This window comes from Alteriqipengyuania flavescens (genome assembly GCF_030406725.1).
GTDB classification, from domain to species: domain Bacteria; phylum Pseudomonadota; class Alphaproteobacteria; order Sphingomonadales; family Sphingomonadaceae; genus Alteriqipengyuania_B; species Alteriqipengyuania_B flavescens.
This window is the reverse complement of record NZ_CP129107.1, coordinates 254,693-269,809: the sequence shown is the minus strand read 5'-3', so window position 1 is coordinate 269,809 and position 15,117 is coordinate 254,693. Positions and strand designations below refer to the sequence as shown.

16 protein-coding genes are annotated in these 15,117 nt (G+C 66.4%); 10 read left to right on the top strand and 6 right to left on the bottom strand.

What is annotated here, in order from left to right:
* The first annotated feature begins 71 nt into the window (after window positions 1-71).
* Window positions 72-473, top strand: a complete 402-nt coding sequence (locus tag QQW98_RS01475; protein WP_290135802.1) for a YybH family protein — start codon at window positions 72-74, stop codon at window positions 471-473.
* 238 nt (window positions 474-711) lie between these two features.
* Here the strand turns inward: QQW98_RS01475 and purN are convergent, their stop codons facing one another.
* Both purN and purM read right to left on the bottom strand, forming a co-directional pair.
* Window positions 712-1,689: a phosphoribosylglycinamide formyltransferase gene (purN, locus tag QQW98_RS01470; protein ID WP_290135801.1), complete on the bottom strand. Its 978-nt coding sequence runs from the start codon at window positions 1,687-1,689 to the stop codon at window positions 712-714.
* Window positions 1,682-2,779 carry a phosphoribosylformylglycinamidine cyclo-ligase gene (gene purM / locus QQW98_RS01465; protein WP_290135800.1) on the bottom strand — a complete coding sequence of 366 codons (1,098 nt, stop codon included), beginning with the start codon at window positions 2,777-2,779 and terminating at the stop codon, window positions 1,682-1,684. Before purM ends, purN begins: the two co-directional genes overlap by 8 nt.
* Before the next feature lie 68 nt (window positions 2,780-2,847).
* On the opposite strand from purM, the gene QQW98_RS01460 reads away from it, so the two are divergent.
* The 4 genes from QQW98_RS01460 to QQW98_RS01445 all read left to right on the top strand — a co-directional run bounded on the left by QQW98_RS01460 (window position 2,848) and on the right by QQW98_RS01445 (window position 5,909).
* Entirely contained in the window at window positions 2,848-4,146 is a 1,299-nt protein-coding gene (locus tag QQW98_RS01460) for a heavy-metal-associated domain-containing protein (RefSeq protein ID WP_290135799.1), read from the top strand.
* A 10-nt stretch (window positions 4,147-4,156) separates the two neighbouring features.
* Window positions 4,157-4,768 (top strand): HdaA/DnaA family protein, encoded by a 612-nt coding sequence (locus QQW98_RS01455; protein WP_290135798.1) that lies wholly within the window; start codon window positions 4,157-4,159, stop codon window positions 4,766-4,768.
* A 74-nt stretch (window positions 4,769-4,842) separates the two neighbouring features.
* The gene (gene epsC / locus QQW98_RS01450; protein WP_290135797.1) at window positions 4,843-5,553 is read left to right on the top strand and encodes a serine O-acetyltransferase EpsC; all 711 of its coding nucleotides are present in this window, start codon (window positions 4,843-4,845) and stop codon (window positions 5,551-5,553) included.
* Window positions 5,553-5,909, top strand: a complete 357-nt coding sequence (locus QQW98_RS01445) for a DUF2794 domain-containing protein (RefSeq protein ID WP_290135796.1) — start codon at window positions 5,553-5,555, stop codon at window positions 5,907-5,909. The genes epsC and QQW98_RS01445 overlap by 1 nt, the downstream gene beginning before the upstream one ends.
* Window positions 5,910-6,019: 110 nt before the next feature.
* Here the strand turns inward: QQW98_RS01445 and QQW98_RS01440 are convergent, their stop codons facing one another.
* Together QQW98_RS01440 and QQW98_RS01435 are read right to left on the bottom strand one after the other, a co-directional pair.
* Window positions 6,020-6,928 carry an SDR family NAD(P)-dependent oxidoreductase gene (locus QQW98_RS01440; RefSeq protein ID WP_290135795.1) on the bottom strand — a complete coding sequence of 303 codons (909 nt, stop codon included), beginning with the start codon at window positions 6,926-6,928 and terminating at the stop codon, window positions 6,020-6,022.
* Window positions 6,929-7,065: 137 nt separating this feature from the next.
* A complete protein-coding gene (locus QQW98_RS01435) occupies window positions 7,066-7,749 on the bottom strand; it encodes an HAD hydrolase-like protein (protein WP_290135794.1) in 684 nt (227 codons plus the stop codon).
* Between the two features lie 62 nt (window positions 7,750-7,811).
* Between QQW98_RS01435 and glmU the strand changes: the two genes are divergently transcribed.
* From glmU to QQW98_RS01410, 5 genes are read left to right on the top strand one after another with little or no spacing between them, the layout of a single operon-like run.
* Window positions 7,812-9,179 (top strand): bifunctional UDP-N-acetylglucosamine diphosphorylase/glucosamine-1-phosphate N-acetyltransferase GlmU, encoded by a 1,368-nt coding sequence (gene glmU / locus QQW98_RS01430; RefSeq protein ID WP_290135793.1) that lies wholly within the window; start codon window positions 7,812-7,814, stop codon window positions 9,177-9,179.
* A 55-nt stretch (window positions 9,180-9,234) separates the two neighbouring features.
* Window positions 9,235-9,498, top strand: coding sequence for a ribbon-helix-helix protein, CopG family (locus QQW98_RS01425; RefSeq protein ID WP_290135792.1), 264 nt, complete (start codon window positions 9,235-9,237; stop codon window positions 9,496-9,498).
* Window positions 9,495-9,863 carry a type II toxin-antitoxin system VapC family toxin gene (locus QQW98_RS01420; protein ID WP_290135791.1) on the top strand — a complete coding sequence of 123 codons (369 nt, stop codon included), beginning with the start codon at window positions 9,495-9,497 and terminating at the stop codon, window positions 9,861-9,863. Before QQW98_RS01425 ends, QQW98_RS01420 begins: the two co-directional genes overlap by 4 nt.
* 18 nt (window positions 9,864-9,881) lie before the next feature.
* Entirely contained in the window at window positions 9,882-11,705 is a 1,824-nt protein-coding gene (gene glmS / locus QQW98_RS01415; RefSeq protein ID WP_290135790.1) for a glutamine--fructose-6-phosphate transaminase (isomerizing), read from the top strand.
* A 56-nt stretch (window positions 11,706-11,761) separates the two neighbouring features.
* Entirely contained in the window at window positions 11,762-14,119 is a 2,358-nt protein-coding gene (locus QQW98_RS01410; protein WP_290135789.1) for a putative bifunctional diguanylate cyclase/phosphodiesterase, read from the top strand.
* A gap of 3 nt (window positions 14,120-14,122) precedes the next feature.
* Here QQW98_RS01410 and purQ read toward each other — a convergent pair whose 3' ends face one another.
* Window positions 14,123-14,800 carry a phosphoribosylformylglycinamidine synthase subunit PurQ gene (purQ, locus tag QQW98_RS01405; protein WP_290135788.1) on the bottom strand — a complete coding sequence of 226 codons (678 nt, stop codon included), beginning with the start codon at window positions 14,798-14,800 and terminating at the stop codon, window positions 14,123-14,125.
* Window positions 14,801-14,802: 2 nt separating this feature from the next.
* Complete coding sequence (purS, locus tag QQW98_RS01400) at window positions 14,803-15,036, bottom strand: phosphoribosylformylglycinamidine synthase subunit PurS (RefSeq protein ID WP_290135787.1); 234 nt, start codon at window positions 15,034-15,036, stop codon at window positions 14,803-14,805.
* Window positions 15,037-15,117 lie beyond the last annotated feature (81 nt).

Below are 15,117 nucleotides of genomic sequence, written 5' to 3'. Positions count from 1 at the left end.
AAGGGGGTCGGACGGGCTGCGTCCGGCCCCCTTTTGCGTTATATTGGCGATGCCGACTCGGAGGGGCGCCGATGGCCAGAGGGATCAGCAACCGCAAGATCGATGTCGCGATGCAGTTCGTCGCGGCCCTCAACACGCGCAGTTCCCGGCGGGTTTCCGAACTCATCACCCCCGATTGTCGCTTCATCGACAACACCGGCGGTGCCATCGAAGGCGAGCAGGCAATCGGTGCGGCGATGGAGCGGTTTTTTGAACTCGATCCGTCTTTCAGGCTGGAGATTACCGGCAAGACGGTGCGCGGGGACGATGCGCTGTTGAGCGGGCACAGCCGGTCGAACGAGCCCTCGCTAAACCACGATACGCTGTGGCGTGCCAAGGTGCGCGGTAAGAAGGTTTCCGAGTTCCAGAGCTACGGCACGCAGCCGGTGCGCCTGTCGCAAATCCTGGCGCAGCCGCGACAAGTTGCGACCTAATTTCCTGTAAAGACCTCCAATCAGCGCTTGAATGTGTATACCGCCGGGCGTGACAAACTGCTCGTGCTGGCGAAAACAATGATGGGATCGGATCGTGGGTTCCACCCCCGGCTAGACGAGGTGACACGGCGGGCCGGGATGGGCCTTGCAACGCTGACCATATTCCATTCGCTGGCACCGGAAGGCGAGCGGTTACTGTGGCAGGTGCGTTACGCCGGCGAACGTTCAGCGGACGACGCTAAAATTCCACAGCGGCGCGCTGCAGGCTAGCCAGCCGTTTGGGCGCCACTGCGGCCCAGCTTCGCTCCAGCCAGTCCTCCACCGATTGCCAGTCGAGCCCGGGCTGGTCGAGGATCACGCCGATCCAGCCGCTCGCACCGTAGAAGGCTGGCTTGAAATAGGCTTCCGGCGCGCGCTCGATCAGGCTGTCCATTTCGTCCCGCCCGCTGGTCTTCACCAGCAGCGCGATATGATCGCTGCCGTGGTGGCGGTCGTTGAAATAGGCGAAATACTTGCCGCTCTTCCCCGCCGTGCGCCAGCCGGGCGCACCGTGGCTGGGCCGCTCTTCGGCTTCGGGCAGGGCGAGAGCGCGGGTCCGGACCTGCTCCAGCAGCCAGTCGGCGCGGTAGGCGCGCGAGACATATTCGCCCAGCACGCGCGGATAGAGCTGGTGTTCGGCGAGGCGGACCCGCGCGGCAAGGTCATCCGCCGTGTCGCCATCGCGGATCGCGACGGGCAGCTGGCCCAGGACCTCGCCCGCATCCAGCTCCGGCGTGACGAGGTGGACCGACACGCCGCCGTGACTGTCGCCCGCATCGATCGCCCGCGCATGGGTGTCCAGCCCCTTGTATTTCGGCAACAGCGACGGGTGGATATTGAGCATCCGGCCGCGCCACTTCGCGGCGAAATCGTCGGTCAGGATGCGCATGTACCCCGCCAGCGCGACATAGTCCGCCCCGCTCGCGCGAATGGCCTCGTCCATCGCTTCGTCGTGTTCCGCCCGCGCCATCCCCTTGTGCGACAGGGCGAAGGTCTCGACGCTCTCTGCCTCGGCCAGCGCGAGGCCCGCGGCATCCGGATCGTTGGAGGCGACCAGCACGAGCTCGTAGGCGGCACCCGGCAGGCGGCTGGCATAAAGCAGCGCCGCCATGTTGCTGCCCGCACCCGAAATCAGCACGGCCACGCGCGCTTTCGGGGCACGGGCGGGGTCAGCCATCGTGCCCGGCGGACCAGTCGGCCTTGGCGGCCCAGGTTCCCTGCGATCCGCGCACGGTGCAGCCCCTGGTGCCGCTCTCCACGCTGCCGACCACGAATGCGCCTTCGCCCTGCGCCCGCATCAGTTCGAGGAAATCGTCCGCCTTGTCGGGTTCGATCGCCACCACCATGCCGACGCCGCAGTTGAAGGTGCGGGCCATTTCCTCGGGCTCGATATTTCCCTGGCCCTGCAGGAAGGCCATCAGCGCGGGCTGCGGCCAGCTATCCGCATCGACCACGGCGCGTGCGCCTTCGGGCAGGACACGGGGGATATTTTCGAGCAGACCGCCGCCGGTGATATGCGCCATCGCCTTCACCATCCCCTTGCGCACCGCTGGCAGCAGGCTTTGCACATAGATGCGCGTCGGCTCGATCAGGTGGTCGATCAGCAGGCGCTCGTGATCGAACGGGGCCGGGCGGTCGAGCTTCCAGCCCTTGTCCGCCGCCAGCCTGCGCACGAGCGAATAGCCGTTCGAATGCACGCCCGAAGAGGCAAGGCCGACCAGCAAGTCGCCAGCCGTCACGCCCTCGCCGGTCAATTGCTCGCCGCGCTCCACCGCGCCGACGCAGAAGCCGGCGAGGTCGTAATCGCCCGAGGCATACATGCCGGGCATCTCCGCGGTCTCGCCGCCGATCAGCGCGCAGCCGGCCTGCTTGCAGCCTTCCGCAATGCCCGCGATCACCCGCTCCGCGACGCCGTGCTCCAGCTTGCCGGTGGCGAAATAGTCGAGGAAGAACAGCGGCTCCGCGCCCTGCACGATCAGGTCGTTCACACACATGGCGACAAGGTCGATGCCCACCGTATCGTGCCGGCCCGTATCGATGGCCAGCTTCAGCTTGGTGCCGACCCCGTCGTTCGCGGCGACGAGCAGCGGGTCGCTGTATCCGGCCGCCTTCGGGTCGAAGAAGCCGCCGAAGCCGCCGATCTCGCCATCGGCACCGGGGCGCGCAGTCGCTTTCACCAGCGGTCCGATCGCCTTCACCAGCGCATTGCCGGCGGCGATGGAGACGCCCGCGTCTTCGTAGGTAAAGGGGGAGTTCTTGCCACTCATTGCTTCGCCTTAGCCTTTCGCGCTTGGATTTCCACTCGGCTTTGGGCAAAAGGCGCTGACTTTCCCCGATGACGACCATTCTTCCGCCTCTTCCCCGCATCATGCACCTGTCCGCGCGCGCAATCGGCGTGCTGCTGGCGGGCGCCCTGCTGCTGGTTGCGCTGGTGGCGGTGCGCGCGCAGATCGAAGGCGACCGCGGCATCCAGCCGCGCGCGCAGTCGACCGATATCGAAGTCGGCGAGATCGAGGTCGATGTCACGGCGGACACCGCGCAGGAAGCACGCGAGAAGGGCTGGACCGAAGCCGCCCGCCTCGCGTGGGAGAAGCTGGAAGGTCCCGAAATCTCCGACGGCCAGCTCAATTCGATGGTCGCGGGCATCCTGATCGAGCGCGAATCGATCGGGCCGAAACGCTATATCGCCACGCTGGGCGTGGTGTTCGACCGTCAGCGCGCCGGCGGTATGGTTGGCCGGGGCAGCCAGGCCAAGCGTTCCGCACCGATGCTGATGCTGCCCGTCCTCAACGAAGGCGGCGTCTACACGATGTTCGAAAGCCGCACCGAATGGCAGCGCGCCTGGGCGGAAGCGAATTTCGGGTCGAGCCCGGTCGACTACGTCCGGCCGAGCGGGGCCGGGGGCGAATCGCTCCTGCTCACCTATGGCCAGACCGGCCGCCGCAGCCGTGTGTGGTGGCGCAACATCCTCGACCAGTTCGGCGCGTCCGACGTCCTGGTCGCCATCGCCGAAGTGACGCGGCAATATCCCGGCGGACCGGTGGAGGCGAACTTCGTCGCCCGCTATGGCCCCAACAACGCATATCTCGGCAGCTTCCGCCTGAAAGCCGCCAACGATGCCGCCATCCCCGCGATGTACGAACAAGCGGTCGCCCGCTTCGATCAGATCTACAGCAAGGCGCTGGCCGACGGTAGGCTGAGCCCCGACCCGACGCTGGGCCGCCAGACACTCAGCCTGAGCCCCGAATGGCGCGCCGCTCTCGACCAGCTGCGGGCGAAAAACCAGGCGCAGGCCGATGCCGCAAGCGGCGCATCGCGCAGCAGCAGTTCCTCCGGCAGCGGGGAAGGCGCGGCCACACCTTCGCCCATGCCGACCGAAACGGCGGCCCCGGTACCGACCGTGACATACGTGGTCCAGTTCGCCTCGCCCGACGGTGCGGCATTCGATGCCGCGCTCGGTTCGGTCCGCGGCACGCCCGGCGTCGGCGCCGCTTCGGTGAGCTCGACGGCGATCGGCGGCACCTCGGTCATGCGCGTGACCTACACCGGCGATCTGTCGGCTCTGGCCGCTGCATTGCGGGCGCGCGGCTGGAACGTGACGCAGGGCCCCAGCGCGCTCTCCATCACGCGCTAGGGGCGCACGGTTGAGCCAGATCGCCCTTCCGCTGGAGCGTGCCGGAAAGGCCGCGCCTTCGCGCATCGTACTTGGCCCCGCCAACGCCCATGTGGCGGACGCGATCTCCGACCCGTCGAACTGGCCTTTCGGCACCGCGATCCTTCTCGGCCCACCGCGCTCCGGCAAGTCGCTGATGGGCGGCTGGTTCGTGCAGCAAGGCCTTGGCACCACCATCGACGGCGCGGACACGTTGGACGAGACCGCGCTGTTCCACCGCTGGAATCGCGCCCGCGAAGGGGGCGAGCGGCTGCTGCTGATCGTGGACCGCGAAAGCTGGGATATCAAGCTGCCGGACCTGCGCTCCCGCCTCGGCGCGGCGCTGCAGCTCGAAATCGGCGCACCCGACGACGCGATGCTCGCGGCGCTGATAGAAGAACACGCGGCGATGCGCGGCCTTGCGCTGGGCGAAGAAGCCACCAGATACCTCGTGCCCCGCATGGCGCGCAGCTTTGCCGGGGCGGAAAAGATCGTGGCCGAGATCGACCGCATCAGCCTGGAGCGCAAGAGCCCGCCGTCGCTAGCAGTCTGGCGCGCCGCGCTGGAGGCGGTCGAGGGACCGGAGGCCCCGCGCCTCCTGTAACGCGGCCGCATCCTTTAACGCGGCCCGGGCCGGCAAACTTGCGCGATGCGCGCCGAAGTGAAAGGATTGCCGCGATGTTCGAAAAACTCGTCTCCTTTCTCGATTCCATCAAGGCCCGCGACCCGGCACCGCGCAGCCGCTGGGAAGTGCTGCTGTATCCCGGCGTCTGGGCGATCTTCTACCACCGCATCGCCCACTGGCTGTTCGGGGGGAAGCTGTTCTTCCTCGCCCGGCTGGTGAACCACTGGTCGCGCATGGTGACCGGCATCGACATCCATCCCGGCGCCAAGATCGGCCGCCACCTCTTCATCGACCACGGCTTCACGGTGATCGGCGAAACGGCGGAGATCGGGGACGATGTGACGATCTACCAGTGCGTGACGCTGGGCGGCACCAACCCGACCAACGGCGTGCCGGGCAAGCGGCACCCGACGCTGGCGGATGGTGTGATCGTGGGCTCCGGCGCGCAGATCCTGGGCCCCATCACGGTGAATGAACGGGCGCGGATCGGCGCCAACACGGTGGTCACCGACGATGTGCCAGAAGGCGCGACGATGATCGGCCTCAAGGCCCGCTCCACCCTGATGCCGGTGGAAGAATGGGCGCGCGAATTCATGCCCTATGGCACCCCGTGCGAGGAACCGTGCCCGCCGTGCCCCGAATTGCCCGCGGATGTGGACGGCCGCATCGCCGAATTGCAGGCACAGCTGGCGGAGGTTTCCGCCCAGTTGCAGGAATTGCGCGCCGAAAGGGACGCGCCGCGACCCACGGGGACCGATAGCTGATGGCGGGTTTGAACGACGCGGCGCGGATCGTGCCGTTTCCGGGGCGCCAGCCGCAGCAGGTGGGGTTCGAACGGCTGGAGTTGCAGCGCATCCTCGACCTCTACGGCCGCATGGTCGCCGCCGGCCAGTGGCGCGACTACGCTATGGACTTCACCCGCGACGTGGCGGTCTTCGCCGCCTTTCGCCGCGCGGCGGAACGCCCTGAGGTGCGGATCGAAAAGCGCCCGGCGCTGCGCATGAAGCAAGGCATGTGGGCGCTCGTCGGCGAACAGGGCCAGATGCTCAAGCGCGGGCAGGAGCTCGCCAGCGTCCTCGCCCCGATAGAGCGGCGGCTACTGAAATCGGTGGATTCCTGACGCGAAAAGGCCCGGCTGCGCAGCTGCGCAGCCGGATCCGTCTGTCTGCGCCGGAATTATCAGGCGGTGGCGGGTAGGCGCATCGTCATGTCGCCCGGCAGCGTGGCGGCTTAGCCGGCCATCTTCTTCTGCATCGCGGTCATGATCGCGCCCGATTGCTCCGCACCGGAGTTCGGGATCGTCATTGGCTCGGTCTTCGAAATCTCGTCCCAGTGGGCGGCGAAACCTTCGACCGTGCGATCGTCCTGGTCCAGGATGACCGGCGTGTTCATGGTCACGAAGGCGGAGTGATAGCCGCCTGCACCCGCGCCCACGATCGCGTTGGTCGGCGCGTCTTCGCTGACGAGGTAGAGCGCCGCCGGGACGACGTTTTCCGGGCCGAGCATCTTGAACATGGCTTCCGGCATGATGTCTTCGGTCATGCGCGTCGCGGCGACCGGCGCCAGCGTGTTCACCTTGATGTTGTACTTCGCGCCTTCGAGGTAGAGCGTCTTGGTGAAGCCGGCGAGGCCGAGCTTGGCCGCGCCGTAGTTCGCCTGGCCGAAGTTGCCGAACAGGCCGGTGCTGCTGGCGGTCATCAGGATACGGCCATAGGCCTGCTCGCGCATGGTTTCCCACACGGCCTTGGTCACGTTGGCGCTACCGTTGAGGTGCACGTCGACGACGATCTTCCAGTCGTCCATCGTCATCTTGGCGAAGCTCTTGTCGCGCAGGATGCCGGCGTTGTTGATCAGGACGTGGACGCCGCCCCATTCTTCCTTCGCCTTGGCGACCATTTCTTCCATCTGGGCAAATTCGGTCACGCTGCCGCCGTTCGACATGGCGGTGCCGCCGGCTTCCCTGATTTCCTCGACCACCTGCAGCGCGGCGTCGGAATGGCCGGTGCCGTCGCGCGATCCGCCGAGGTCGTTGACGACGACCTTGGCGCCGCGGCGGGCGAGTTCGAGCGCATATTCGCGGCCCAGGCCGCCGCCGGCGCCGGTGACGATGGCTACGCGGTCTTTGAAATCGATGGACATGGGGGTGTCTCCTGTCGTGAAACTGGCTGAATTCTGCGGGGTCGATGGCATGCACCGGCGGTCAATTCAACCGCGCGATTATGGGTCCCCGCTTTCCGTAACGTCAGACCGCGCCTTGCGCGGGAACGCGCGCGTGATCAAAGCGCCTTGAGGGCGGGGATAAGCTCGTCGAAGCCGCGAATCACCGCATCGCCGCCCAGTTCCCCTGCCGGGCGGTCGTTGTATCCCCAACCGGCCACCAGCACCGGAATGCCCGCCGCCTTTGCCGCATCTACGTCGTAGGAACTGTCGCCGATATAGGCCATGGGCCCGCCGCCGCATTCCGTGCGGATGTGGAGCAGGGGATCGGGCATCGGCTTGGCGCGGTATTGCCCGTCAGCATCCTTGCCCAGGCTGTCGCCGCCGACCAGAAGCGCGAAATGGCCGAGGAGGCCGAGGTCCCCCAGCAGCGTGCGGGCGAAACTTTCGAACTTGTTGGTTACCACCGCCAGCGTGACGTCCATCGCCGCAAGCGCTTCCAGCGCCTCCACGCAGCCTTCGTAGGGGTGGGAATGGACCGAGACATGCTCGCCGTAATAAGCCAGCAGCGCCTTGTAATATGGCTTGAACCCGTCGGCGGGCATTCCGCCGGTGCGCTCCAGCGCCTGTTTCAGCAGCATCTTGGCCCCGCCGCCGACCATCTCGTGGATATTATCGAGGGGCACCGGCTGGCGCCCGGCCAGCGCCAGCGCATGGTTCACGGCCGCGCCAAGGTCGCCGCTGGTGTTTACCAGCGTGCCGTCCAGGTCGAAGCCCACGATGTCGAAGGGAAAATCGCTCATGGCGGCGGGACCTGCCCGTGCATACTTCAATCCGCAACCCTTTGGTGGCATGGGCGCTTTCCATGAGCACTCAGACACGATCGATCGCCGCCGTCATCCTCGCCGCGGGCAAGGGCACCCGCATGAAGAGCGACCTGCACAAGGTCCTGCATCCCATCGCCGGGCGTTCCATGGTCGAGCACCTGCTCGCCAGCGTGGAAAGGCTGTCGCCGGAAAAGCTCGTCGTGGTGACGGGCGAGGGGCGCGAGCAGGTGGAAGAGGCGCTGGCGGGCCGCTGCGACTTCGCGCTGCAGATGCCGCAGCACGGCACCGGCCACGCGGTCCAGCAGGCGAGGGACGCGCTCGCTGGCTTCGAAGGCGACGTGCTGGTGATGTACGGCGATGTGCCTTTCGTGCGCGCGGCCACGATGCAGGCGATGGTCGACCGGTTGAACGAGGCCGACAGCCCGGCTGCGGTGGTGCTGGGCTTCGAACCGGACGACGCCAAGGCCTATGGCCGGGTGATCGCGCAACAGGGCCACATCGTGAAGATGGTCGAATACAAGGACGCGAGCGAGGCGGAGCGCGCCTGCACCCTGTGCAATTCGGGCCTGATGGCGGCGAAGGCGGCGGACCTTTTCGCGCTGCTCGACCGCGTGTCGAACGACAACGCACAAGGCGAATACTACCTGCCTGACATCGTCAACATCGCCATCGGCGACGGGCGCAATTGTGCGGTGGTGACGACCGACAAGCCGGAGGAAGTGACCGGGATCAACAGCCGCGCGGAACTCGCCGCGGCGGAAGCCCAATGGCAGGCCGACCGGCGCGAGGATGCGATGGCGGGCGGCGTGACGCTGCGCGCGCCCGAAACCGTGTTCTTCAGTTACGATACCGAGCTCGCAAGCGATGTCGTGGTGGAGCCCAACGTGGTTTTCGGCCCCGGCACCAGCGTGGCGAAGGGCGCGAAGATCCGGGCGTTCAGCCACCTTGAAGGCGCTACGGTGGGCGAAGGCTGCGAAGTCGGCCCCTATGCCCGCCTGCGCCCGGGCGCGGTGATGGAGAAAGGCGCCAAGGTCGGCAATTTCGTCGAAATGAAGAAGGCGACGCTGGGCGAGGGCGCAAAGGCCAACCACCTAAGCTACATCGGCGATGCCACCGTTGGCGCGAAGGCGAATATCGGGGCGGGCACGATCACCTGCAATTACGACGGCTATTTCAAGCACCGGACGGTCATCGGCGAGGGGGCCTTCATCGGCTCCAACAGCGCGCTGGTGGCCCCGGTGAAGATCGGCCGCGATGCCATCGTCGGCGCGGGCAGCGCGGTGACGCGCGACGTGGACGACGGCGAATTGCGACTGGTCCGCGGCGAACAGCTGATGAAGCCAGGCTGGGCCGACCGCTTCCACGACGCGATGCGCAAGAAGAAGGCGGCGGAGAAGGGCGGCTAAACATTCTTCTTGCGATGATATCACGATATGATATCGGTATATCACCGTGTCGCGCGTGCTAGCAGATATCCCTGAAGAGGACCTCGTTCGCCTCGATGAGCTCGCCCGGGCGGAATCGAAGTCGCGCGCGGCCTTGATCCGCGAGGCGGTGGCGGATTACCTCGCGTCCGAATCGCGCCAGGGGTTCGAGAAATATTTCGGCCTATGGTCGCGCCATGGATCGTCGGTCGACGGGTTGGAATACGAACGCAAGCTGCGCGGGGAGTGGCCCGACGTGGCGGACCTCGACCAGGCGCAAGCCAAACCGCCCAAGCCGTGAGCGAGCGTTTCTTCGACACCAATATCATCATCGACATGCTGCACGATCGCCCTGCGGCATGGGCGGAAGTGCGCAATGTCGGCAGGGCATGGATCAGCCGGATGACCTGGATCGAGGTCATGTCGGGCGTACCCGATGCCGCCGCATCGGAGACGGAAGAGTTCCTCCGCCTGTTCGCGATGAGCGAAATCGACGAGGAAATTGCCCGCCGCGCCGCCGACTTGCGCCATCAGCGCAAGTCTCTAAAGGCACCCGACGCAATAATCCTGGCGTCGGCGCAGGTCGCTGGCCGCATCCTCGTCACCCGAAACACCAAGGATTTCCCGGCGCGCATGCCGGGCATCCGCGTACCCTATTCACTCTGACAGCAAGGCCTTGTAACCATGTGCGGAATTATCGGAATTATCGGCAGTCAGCCGGTTGCGGATCGGCTGGTCGATGGCCTCAAGCGGATGGAGTATCGCGGCTACGACAGCGCCGGCGTGTGCACCGTGCATGATGGCGAGCTTGTGCGCCGCCGGGCGGAAGGCAAGCTGTCCAACCTCGTCGAGGTGCTGAAGAAGGACGATGCGCCGGGCGATATCGGCATTGCGCATACCCGCTGGGCCACCCACGGCGCGCCGACCGCCAAGAACGCGCACCCGCATGCGACCGAGCACCTGGCGCTGGTCCACAACGGCATCATCGAGAATTTCAAGCAGCTGCGCGACGAGCTGCAGGCCAAGGGCCGCACTTTCGAGAGCGAAACCGATACGGAAGTCGTCGCCCACCTCGTCTCGCAGGCTTACGAGGACGGTGCCTCGCCGCGCGATGCGGTGCGGGACGTGCTGCCCCGTCTGCGCGGCGCCTTTGCGCTGGCTATCGCGTTCAAGGACCATCCCGACATGCTGATCGGCGCGCGGCTCGGCTCGCCGCTGGTGGTGGGCTATGGCGAAGGGGAGACCTACCTCGGCTCCGACGCGCTGGCGCTGGCCCCGCTGACCCAGCACATCACCTATCTGGAAGAAGGCGACTGGGTCGTCATCACACGCGACGGCGCGACGATTTACGACAGCGAGAACAACGAGGTGACGCGCGATGTCGTCGCCTCGGGCGCGACCGCCGCCGCGATCGAGAAGGGCAATTACCGCCACTTCATGCAGAAGGAGATCTTCGAGCAGCCGACCGTGGTGGCGCAGACGCTGTCCTCCTACGTCCGGCGCGAAGACGGCACGGTGGCGCTGCCGCAGATCGACTTCGACCTGTCGGCCATCAACCGCGTCACCATCGTCGCCTGCGGCACATCCTATTACGCCGGGCTCGTGGCGAAATACTGGTTCGAACAGTTCGCGCGCCTGCCGGTGGACATCGATGTGGCGTCCGAATTCCGCTATCGCGACCCGGTGCTGGAGCCGGGCGGGCTGGCGCTGTTCATCTCGCAGAGCGGGGAAACGGCGGACACGCTGGCCGCGCTGCGCCATTGCAAGGAAAACGGCCAGACCATCGCAGTGGTCGTCAACGTGCCCACCAGCACGATGGCGCGCGAGGCGGACTTGCTGCTGCCGACCCATGCCGGGCCGGAAATCGGTGTCGCCTCGACCAAGGCCTTCACCTGCCAGCTGGCCGTGCTTGCGGCGCTGGCAGCGCACATGGCGGTGAAGCGCGGGCGCATCGACCGCGCGGAGGAGGCGGAGATCGTGCGTCACCTGATCGAGGTGCCCGCCTGCCTAAACGCCGCGCTCGCCCATGACGAGGATATTGCCGCCATGGCGCACCTCATCGCCCCGGCACGCGACGTGCTGTACCTGGGCCGCGGGCAGGACTTCCCGATTGCGATGGAAGGCGCGCTGAAACTGAAGGAAATCAGCTACATCCATGCCGAAGGCTATGCTTCGGGCGAGATGAAGCACGGCCCCATCGCGCTGATCGACGAGGCGGTGCCGGTCATCGTGATCGCGCCGTCGGGCCCGCTGTTCGAAAAGACCGTGTCGAACATGCAGGAAGTGAGCGCACGCGGGGGCAAGATCGTCCTGATCTCGGACGCCGAGGGGCTGGAAGAGGCGGGCGAGGGGTGCATGGCGACCATCGAGATGCCCAAGGTCCACACGCTGATCGCGCCCCTGGTCTATGCGATCCCGGTGCAGCTCCTCGCCTATCACACGGCCGTTGCAAAGGGCACGGACGTCGACCAGCCGCGCAATCTGGCCAAGTCCGTAACCGTCGAATAATTCGCTCGATTTCGGGGGAAAGGTTTACGCCCCGATAACCCTTTCCCGTTACCCGCATGCTGGTGACGGGCGAACGCAACGACATTCCGGCTTTGCCGCGGGATTTTCCGGCCGACGCACTGCTGGGTCTGATGACCCCGGCAGGCGCGGACTGGGCGCGTGTGCGCGGCATCCAGCATGCAGGGCTGGCCGACACCAGCACCCTGTTCCTGATCGCCAACGCAGTGGCGGGGCTGGTGGCGCTCGCCATGATCGCTTTCGATTTGCCGCTGGTCCTCACCATCGCTTGGGGCACCGCCCTCGGCCTTGCGCTGTGGCAGTTGCGGAAATCGGACGGCATGCTTGCCGATGCGGACCGCAACGGGTTGCCCGCAGGAGCGATGCGCCGCAACGCGGTCGTCTCCGGCGCGCTGGGAGCGGTCTGGTCGCTGCCCGCCATCGCTATCACACTCCTCGGCGGTTCGGTCGATGTCCTCGTGTTGTGGACCATTTCCGCGACGCTGATCGCGGCGGCGATGGTCATCCGCTCGAGCGCGCCAGCAGGAACGGCGATTTTCGTCGCCGCCATCGGCGTGCCCCAGATCGCGGCCTTCCTGCTTACCGGCGACCTTGTCATGGCCGCCGCCAGCATCGGATTCGTCGGGCTGGCGCTGGTCGGCATCATCCGCAGCGCCCGCTCCTACCTGAAAGTGCGGGTGGCGGAGGCAGGCGTGGCGGAAAAGGACGAAGTCGTCTCCATGCTGCTGCGCGAATTCGAGGAAGGCGATGCCGACTGGCTGTGGCAGATCGACCGGCAGCGCCGCATCCATTCCGCCAGCCCGCGCTTCGCCTTTGCGCTGGGTGGGGAGCCTGCCGGCTACAACGGCACGTCCTTCATCCAGGCGATCGCCGGCAAGGCATGGGAAACGGGTCAGTTTCCGCCCAGCCTGCATGACCTGGCCGAACGGCTGAAAAGCCGCGCCAGCTTCTCGAACCTGCTGGTACAGGTCGCCATCGGCGCGCAGCAGCGCTGGTGGGAGCTGTCGGGAACGCCCGTGTTCGACCAGCAGGGCAAGTTCACGGGCTTCCGCGGGGTTGGCTCCGACGTCACGGAACAGCGCGAATCGTCCGAGAAGATCGCGCGGCTCGCCCGTTACGACACGCTGACGGGCCTGCCCAATCGGCTGATGTTGACCGAAACGCTGGCCGACGCGATGAAATATGCCGAGCAGTGGCGCACCCGCTGCGCTTTCCTGATGCTGGACCTCGACCGGTTCAAGTCGGTCAACGATTCGCTCGGCCACCTGATCGGCGACCAGCTGCTCGCCAGCGTGTCCGACCGCTTGCAGAGCCTGATGGGCGACGGCGAGATGGTGGGCCGGCTGGGCGGGGACGAATTCGCCATCGTCATCCGCGATGCCGGCAACAAGGCGCGGATCGAGGAGCTGGCGCAAGCGGTCATCGGGCGTCTGTCCGAACCTTACGAAGTGAACCGCCACACGCTTTATGTCGGGGCTAGCGTCGGCAGCGCCTTCGGCCCGCGTGACGGCGACACGGTCGAGATGCTGATGCGCAACGCCGACCTGGCGCTTTATCGCGCCAAGGACGAAGGCGGCAGCGCACATTTCGCCTACAAGCCGGAATTGCACGCCCATGCCGAGGAACGGCGCAGGCTGGAAATCGCGCTGCGCGGCGCGCTGGAGCGGGACGAGCTGACGCTCGACTTCCAGCCCGTTGTCGATGCGCAGACCGAAAGCATCGCCAGTTTCGAGGCCTTGCTGCGCTGGAACAGCCGCGATCACGGGTTCGTCAGCCCCGCGAAATTCATTCCCCTGGCCGAGGACACGCGCCTGATCGTGCCCATCGGCGAATGGGTCATGCAGCGCGCATGCGAGGAAGCGACCAGGTGGCCCGAGCATGTGCGCGTCGCAGTCAACGTCTCGGGCGAACAGCTGCTCGATCCCGCGTTCTCGGACACCGTGGTGCGCGCCTTGTCGATGAGCGGCCTTGCCGCAAACCGGCTGGAAATCGAGGTCACCGAAAGCATCTTCCTGCGCGACGGGACGACGGCAGGCGCCACGCTGGAGCAGATCAAGGGCCTCGGCTGCTCGGTCGCGCTGGACGATTTCGGCACCGGCTATTCCTCGCTCGGCTACCTGCGCAAGGTGCGTTTCTCCACCATCAAGGTGGACCGAAGCTTCGTGCAGGGCGCCAGCGCCGGCAGCGACGAGAGCCTTGCCATCATCAAGGCCGTGGTGGCACTGGCCGACAGCCTGGAGATGAACACCACCGCAGAAGGCGTGGAGACCGAGGAAGAAGCGGCAATGATCCGCGCGCTCGGCTGCAACAAGATCCAGGGATATTATTTCGGCCGCCCGATGGACGCCGCCGATGCGCTGGCGCTGTTCCGGCGGCACCGGGCCGCGAGCGCGTAAGCGTCATGCGTCGACGAGGCTTTTTACAACGCTTTCGAACAGGGCGCGGCCGTCGGTGCCGCCATGCGCATCCTCGATCGCGCGTTCCGGGTGCGGCATCATGCCGAGGACGTTGCCGGCGGCATTGAGCACCCCTGCAATATCGCGCGAGGAACCGTTGCAGTTCTGCACGTAGCGGAAGGCCACGCGCCCGTCGCCTTCGATCCGGTCCAGCGTGTCCTCGTCGGCGTAGTAGTTGCCGTCATGGTGCGCGACCGGGATTTGGATGCGCTGGCCGCTTTCGTAGCCTCCGGTGAACAGCGACTGGCTGTTGGCGACTTCCAGTTCCACCGTGCGGCAGACGAAGGTGATCTGGGCGTTGCGCATCAGCGCACCGGGCAGCAGGCCGGCTTCGGTCAGGACCTGGAAGCCGTTGCACACGCCCAAAACCGGGACGCCGCGCTCCGCCTGCTTCTTCACCGCGGCAAGGATAGGGCTGTTGGCCGCCATCGCCCCGCTGCGCAGGTAATCGCCGTAGGAAAAGCCGCCGGGCAGGGCGATGAAATCGAGCCCGTCCGGCAAGTCGGCATCGCCGTGCCAGACGCGGTGCGGCGCTGCGCCGGAAACCTGCTCCAGCGCCACCGCCATGTCGCGGTCGCAGTTGGATCCGGGAAAGGTGATGACGGCGGAACGGAAGGCCATCGTCAGCCCACCTTCTCGACGCGGTAATCCTCGATCACCGTGTTGGCGAGCAGCTTGCGGCACATCTCGTCGATCGCTTCGTCGCTGGTGTCGTCGGCGACATCCATTTCCACCGTGCGGCCGATGCGGACATCCTCGACGCCCGAAAAGCCGAGGCCTTCCAGCGCATGGTGGACGGCGCGGCCCTGCGGGTCGAGCACGCCGGGTTTCAGCGAAACGAGGATGCGAAGCTTCATGGCCGGGTGCGTGCCTTGTACCAGTGTGGAGGTTCGCAGCCGCCTATGCCGCGCGGCGCGGAACGGCGCAACCGTGTGGGC

Excerpts from the sequence above, each read along its gene's own strand:
- QQW98_RS01435 (WP_290135794.1), bottom strand. The coding sequence starts at position 7,749 with ATGAGCGATTTTCCCTTCGACATCGTGGGCTTCGACCTGGACGGCACG.
- glmS (WP_290135790.1), top strand. The coding sequence starts at position 9,882 with ATGTGCGGAATTATCGGAATTATCGGCAGTCAGCCGGTTGCGGATCGG.
- purM (WP_290135800.1), bottom strand. The coding sequence starts at position 2,779 with ATGAGTGGCAAGAACTCCCCCTTTACCTACGAAGACGCGGGCGTCTCC.
- epsC (WP_290135797.1), top strand. The coding sequence starts at position 4,843 with ATGTTCGAAAAACTCGTCTCCTTTCTCGATTCCATCAAGGCCCGCGAC.
- glmU (WP_290135793.1), top strand. The coding sequence starts at position 7,812 with ATGAGCACTCAGACACGATCGATCGCCGCCGTCATCCTCGCCGCGGGC.
- QQW98_RS01475 (WP_290135802.1), top strand. The coding sequence starts at position 72 with ATGGCCAGAGGGATCAGCAACCGCAAGATCGATGTCGCGATGCAGTTC.
- QQW98_RS01445 (WP_290135796.1), top strand. The coding sequence starts at position 5,553 with ATGGCGGGTTTGAACGACGCGGCGCGGATCGTGCCGTTTCCGGGGCGC.
- purQ (WP_290135788.1), bottom strand. The coding sequence starts at position 14,800 with ATGGCCTTCCGTTCCGCCGTCATCACCTTTCCCGGATCCAACTGCGAC.
- purN (WP_290135801.1), bottom strand. The coding sequence starts at position 1,689 with ATGGCTGACCCCGCCCGTGCCCCGAAAGCGCGCGTGGCCGTGCTGATT.
- purS (WP_290135787.1), bottom strand. The coding sequence starts at position 15,036 with ATGAAGCTTCGCATCCTCGTTTCGCTGAAACCCGGCGTGCTCGACCCG.
- QQW98_RS01460 (WP_290135799.1), top strand. The coding sequence starts at position 2,848 with ATGACGACCATTCTTCCGCCTCTTCCCCGCATCATGCACCTGTCCGCG.
- QQW98_RS01410 (WP_290135789.1), top strand. The coding sequence starts at position 11,762 with ATGCTGGTGACGGGCGAACGCAACGACATTCCGGCTTTGCCGCGGGAT.
- QQW98_RS01440 (WP_290135795.1), bottom strand. The coding sequence starts at position 6,928 with ATGTCCATCGATTTCAAAGACCGCGTAGCCATCGTCACCGGCGCCGGC.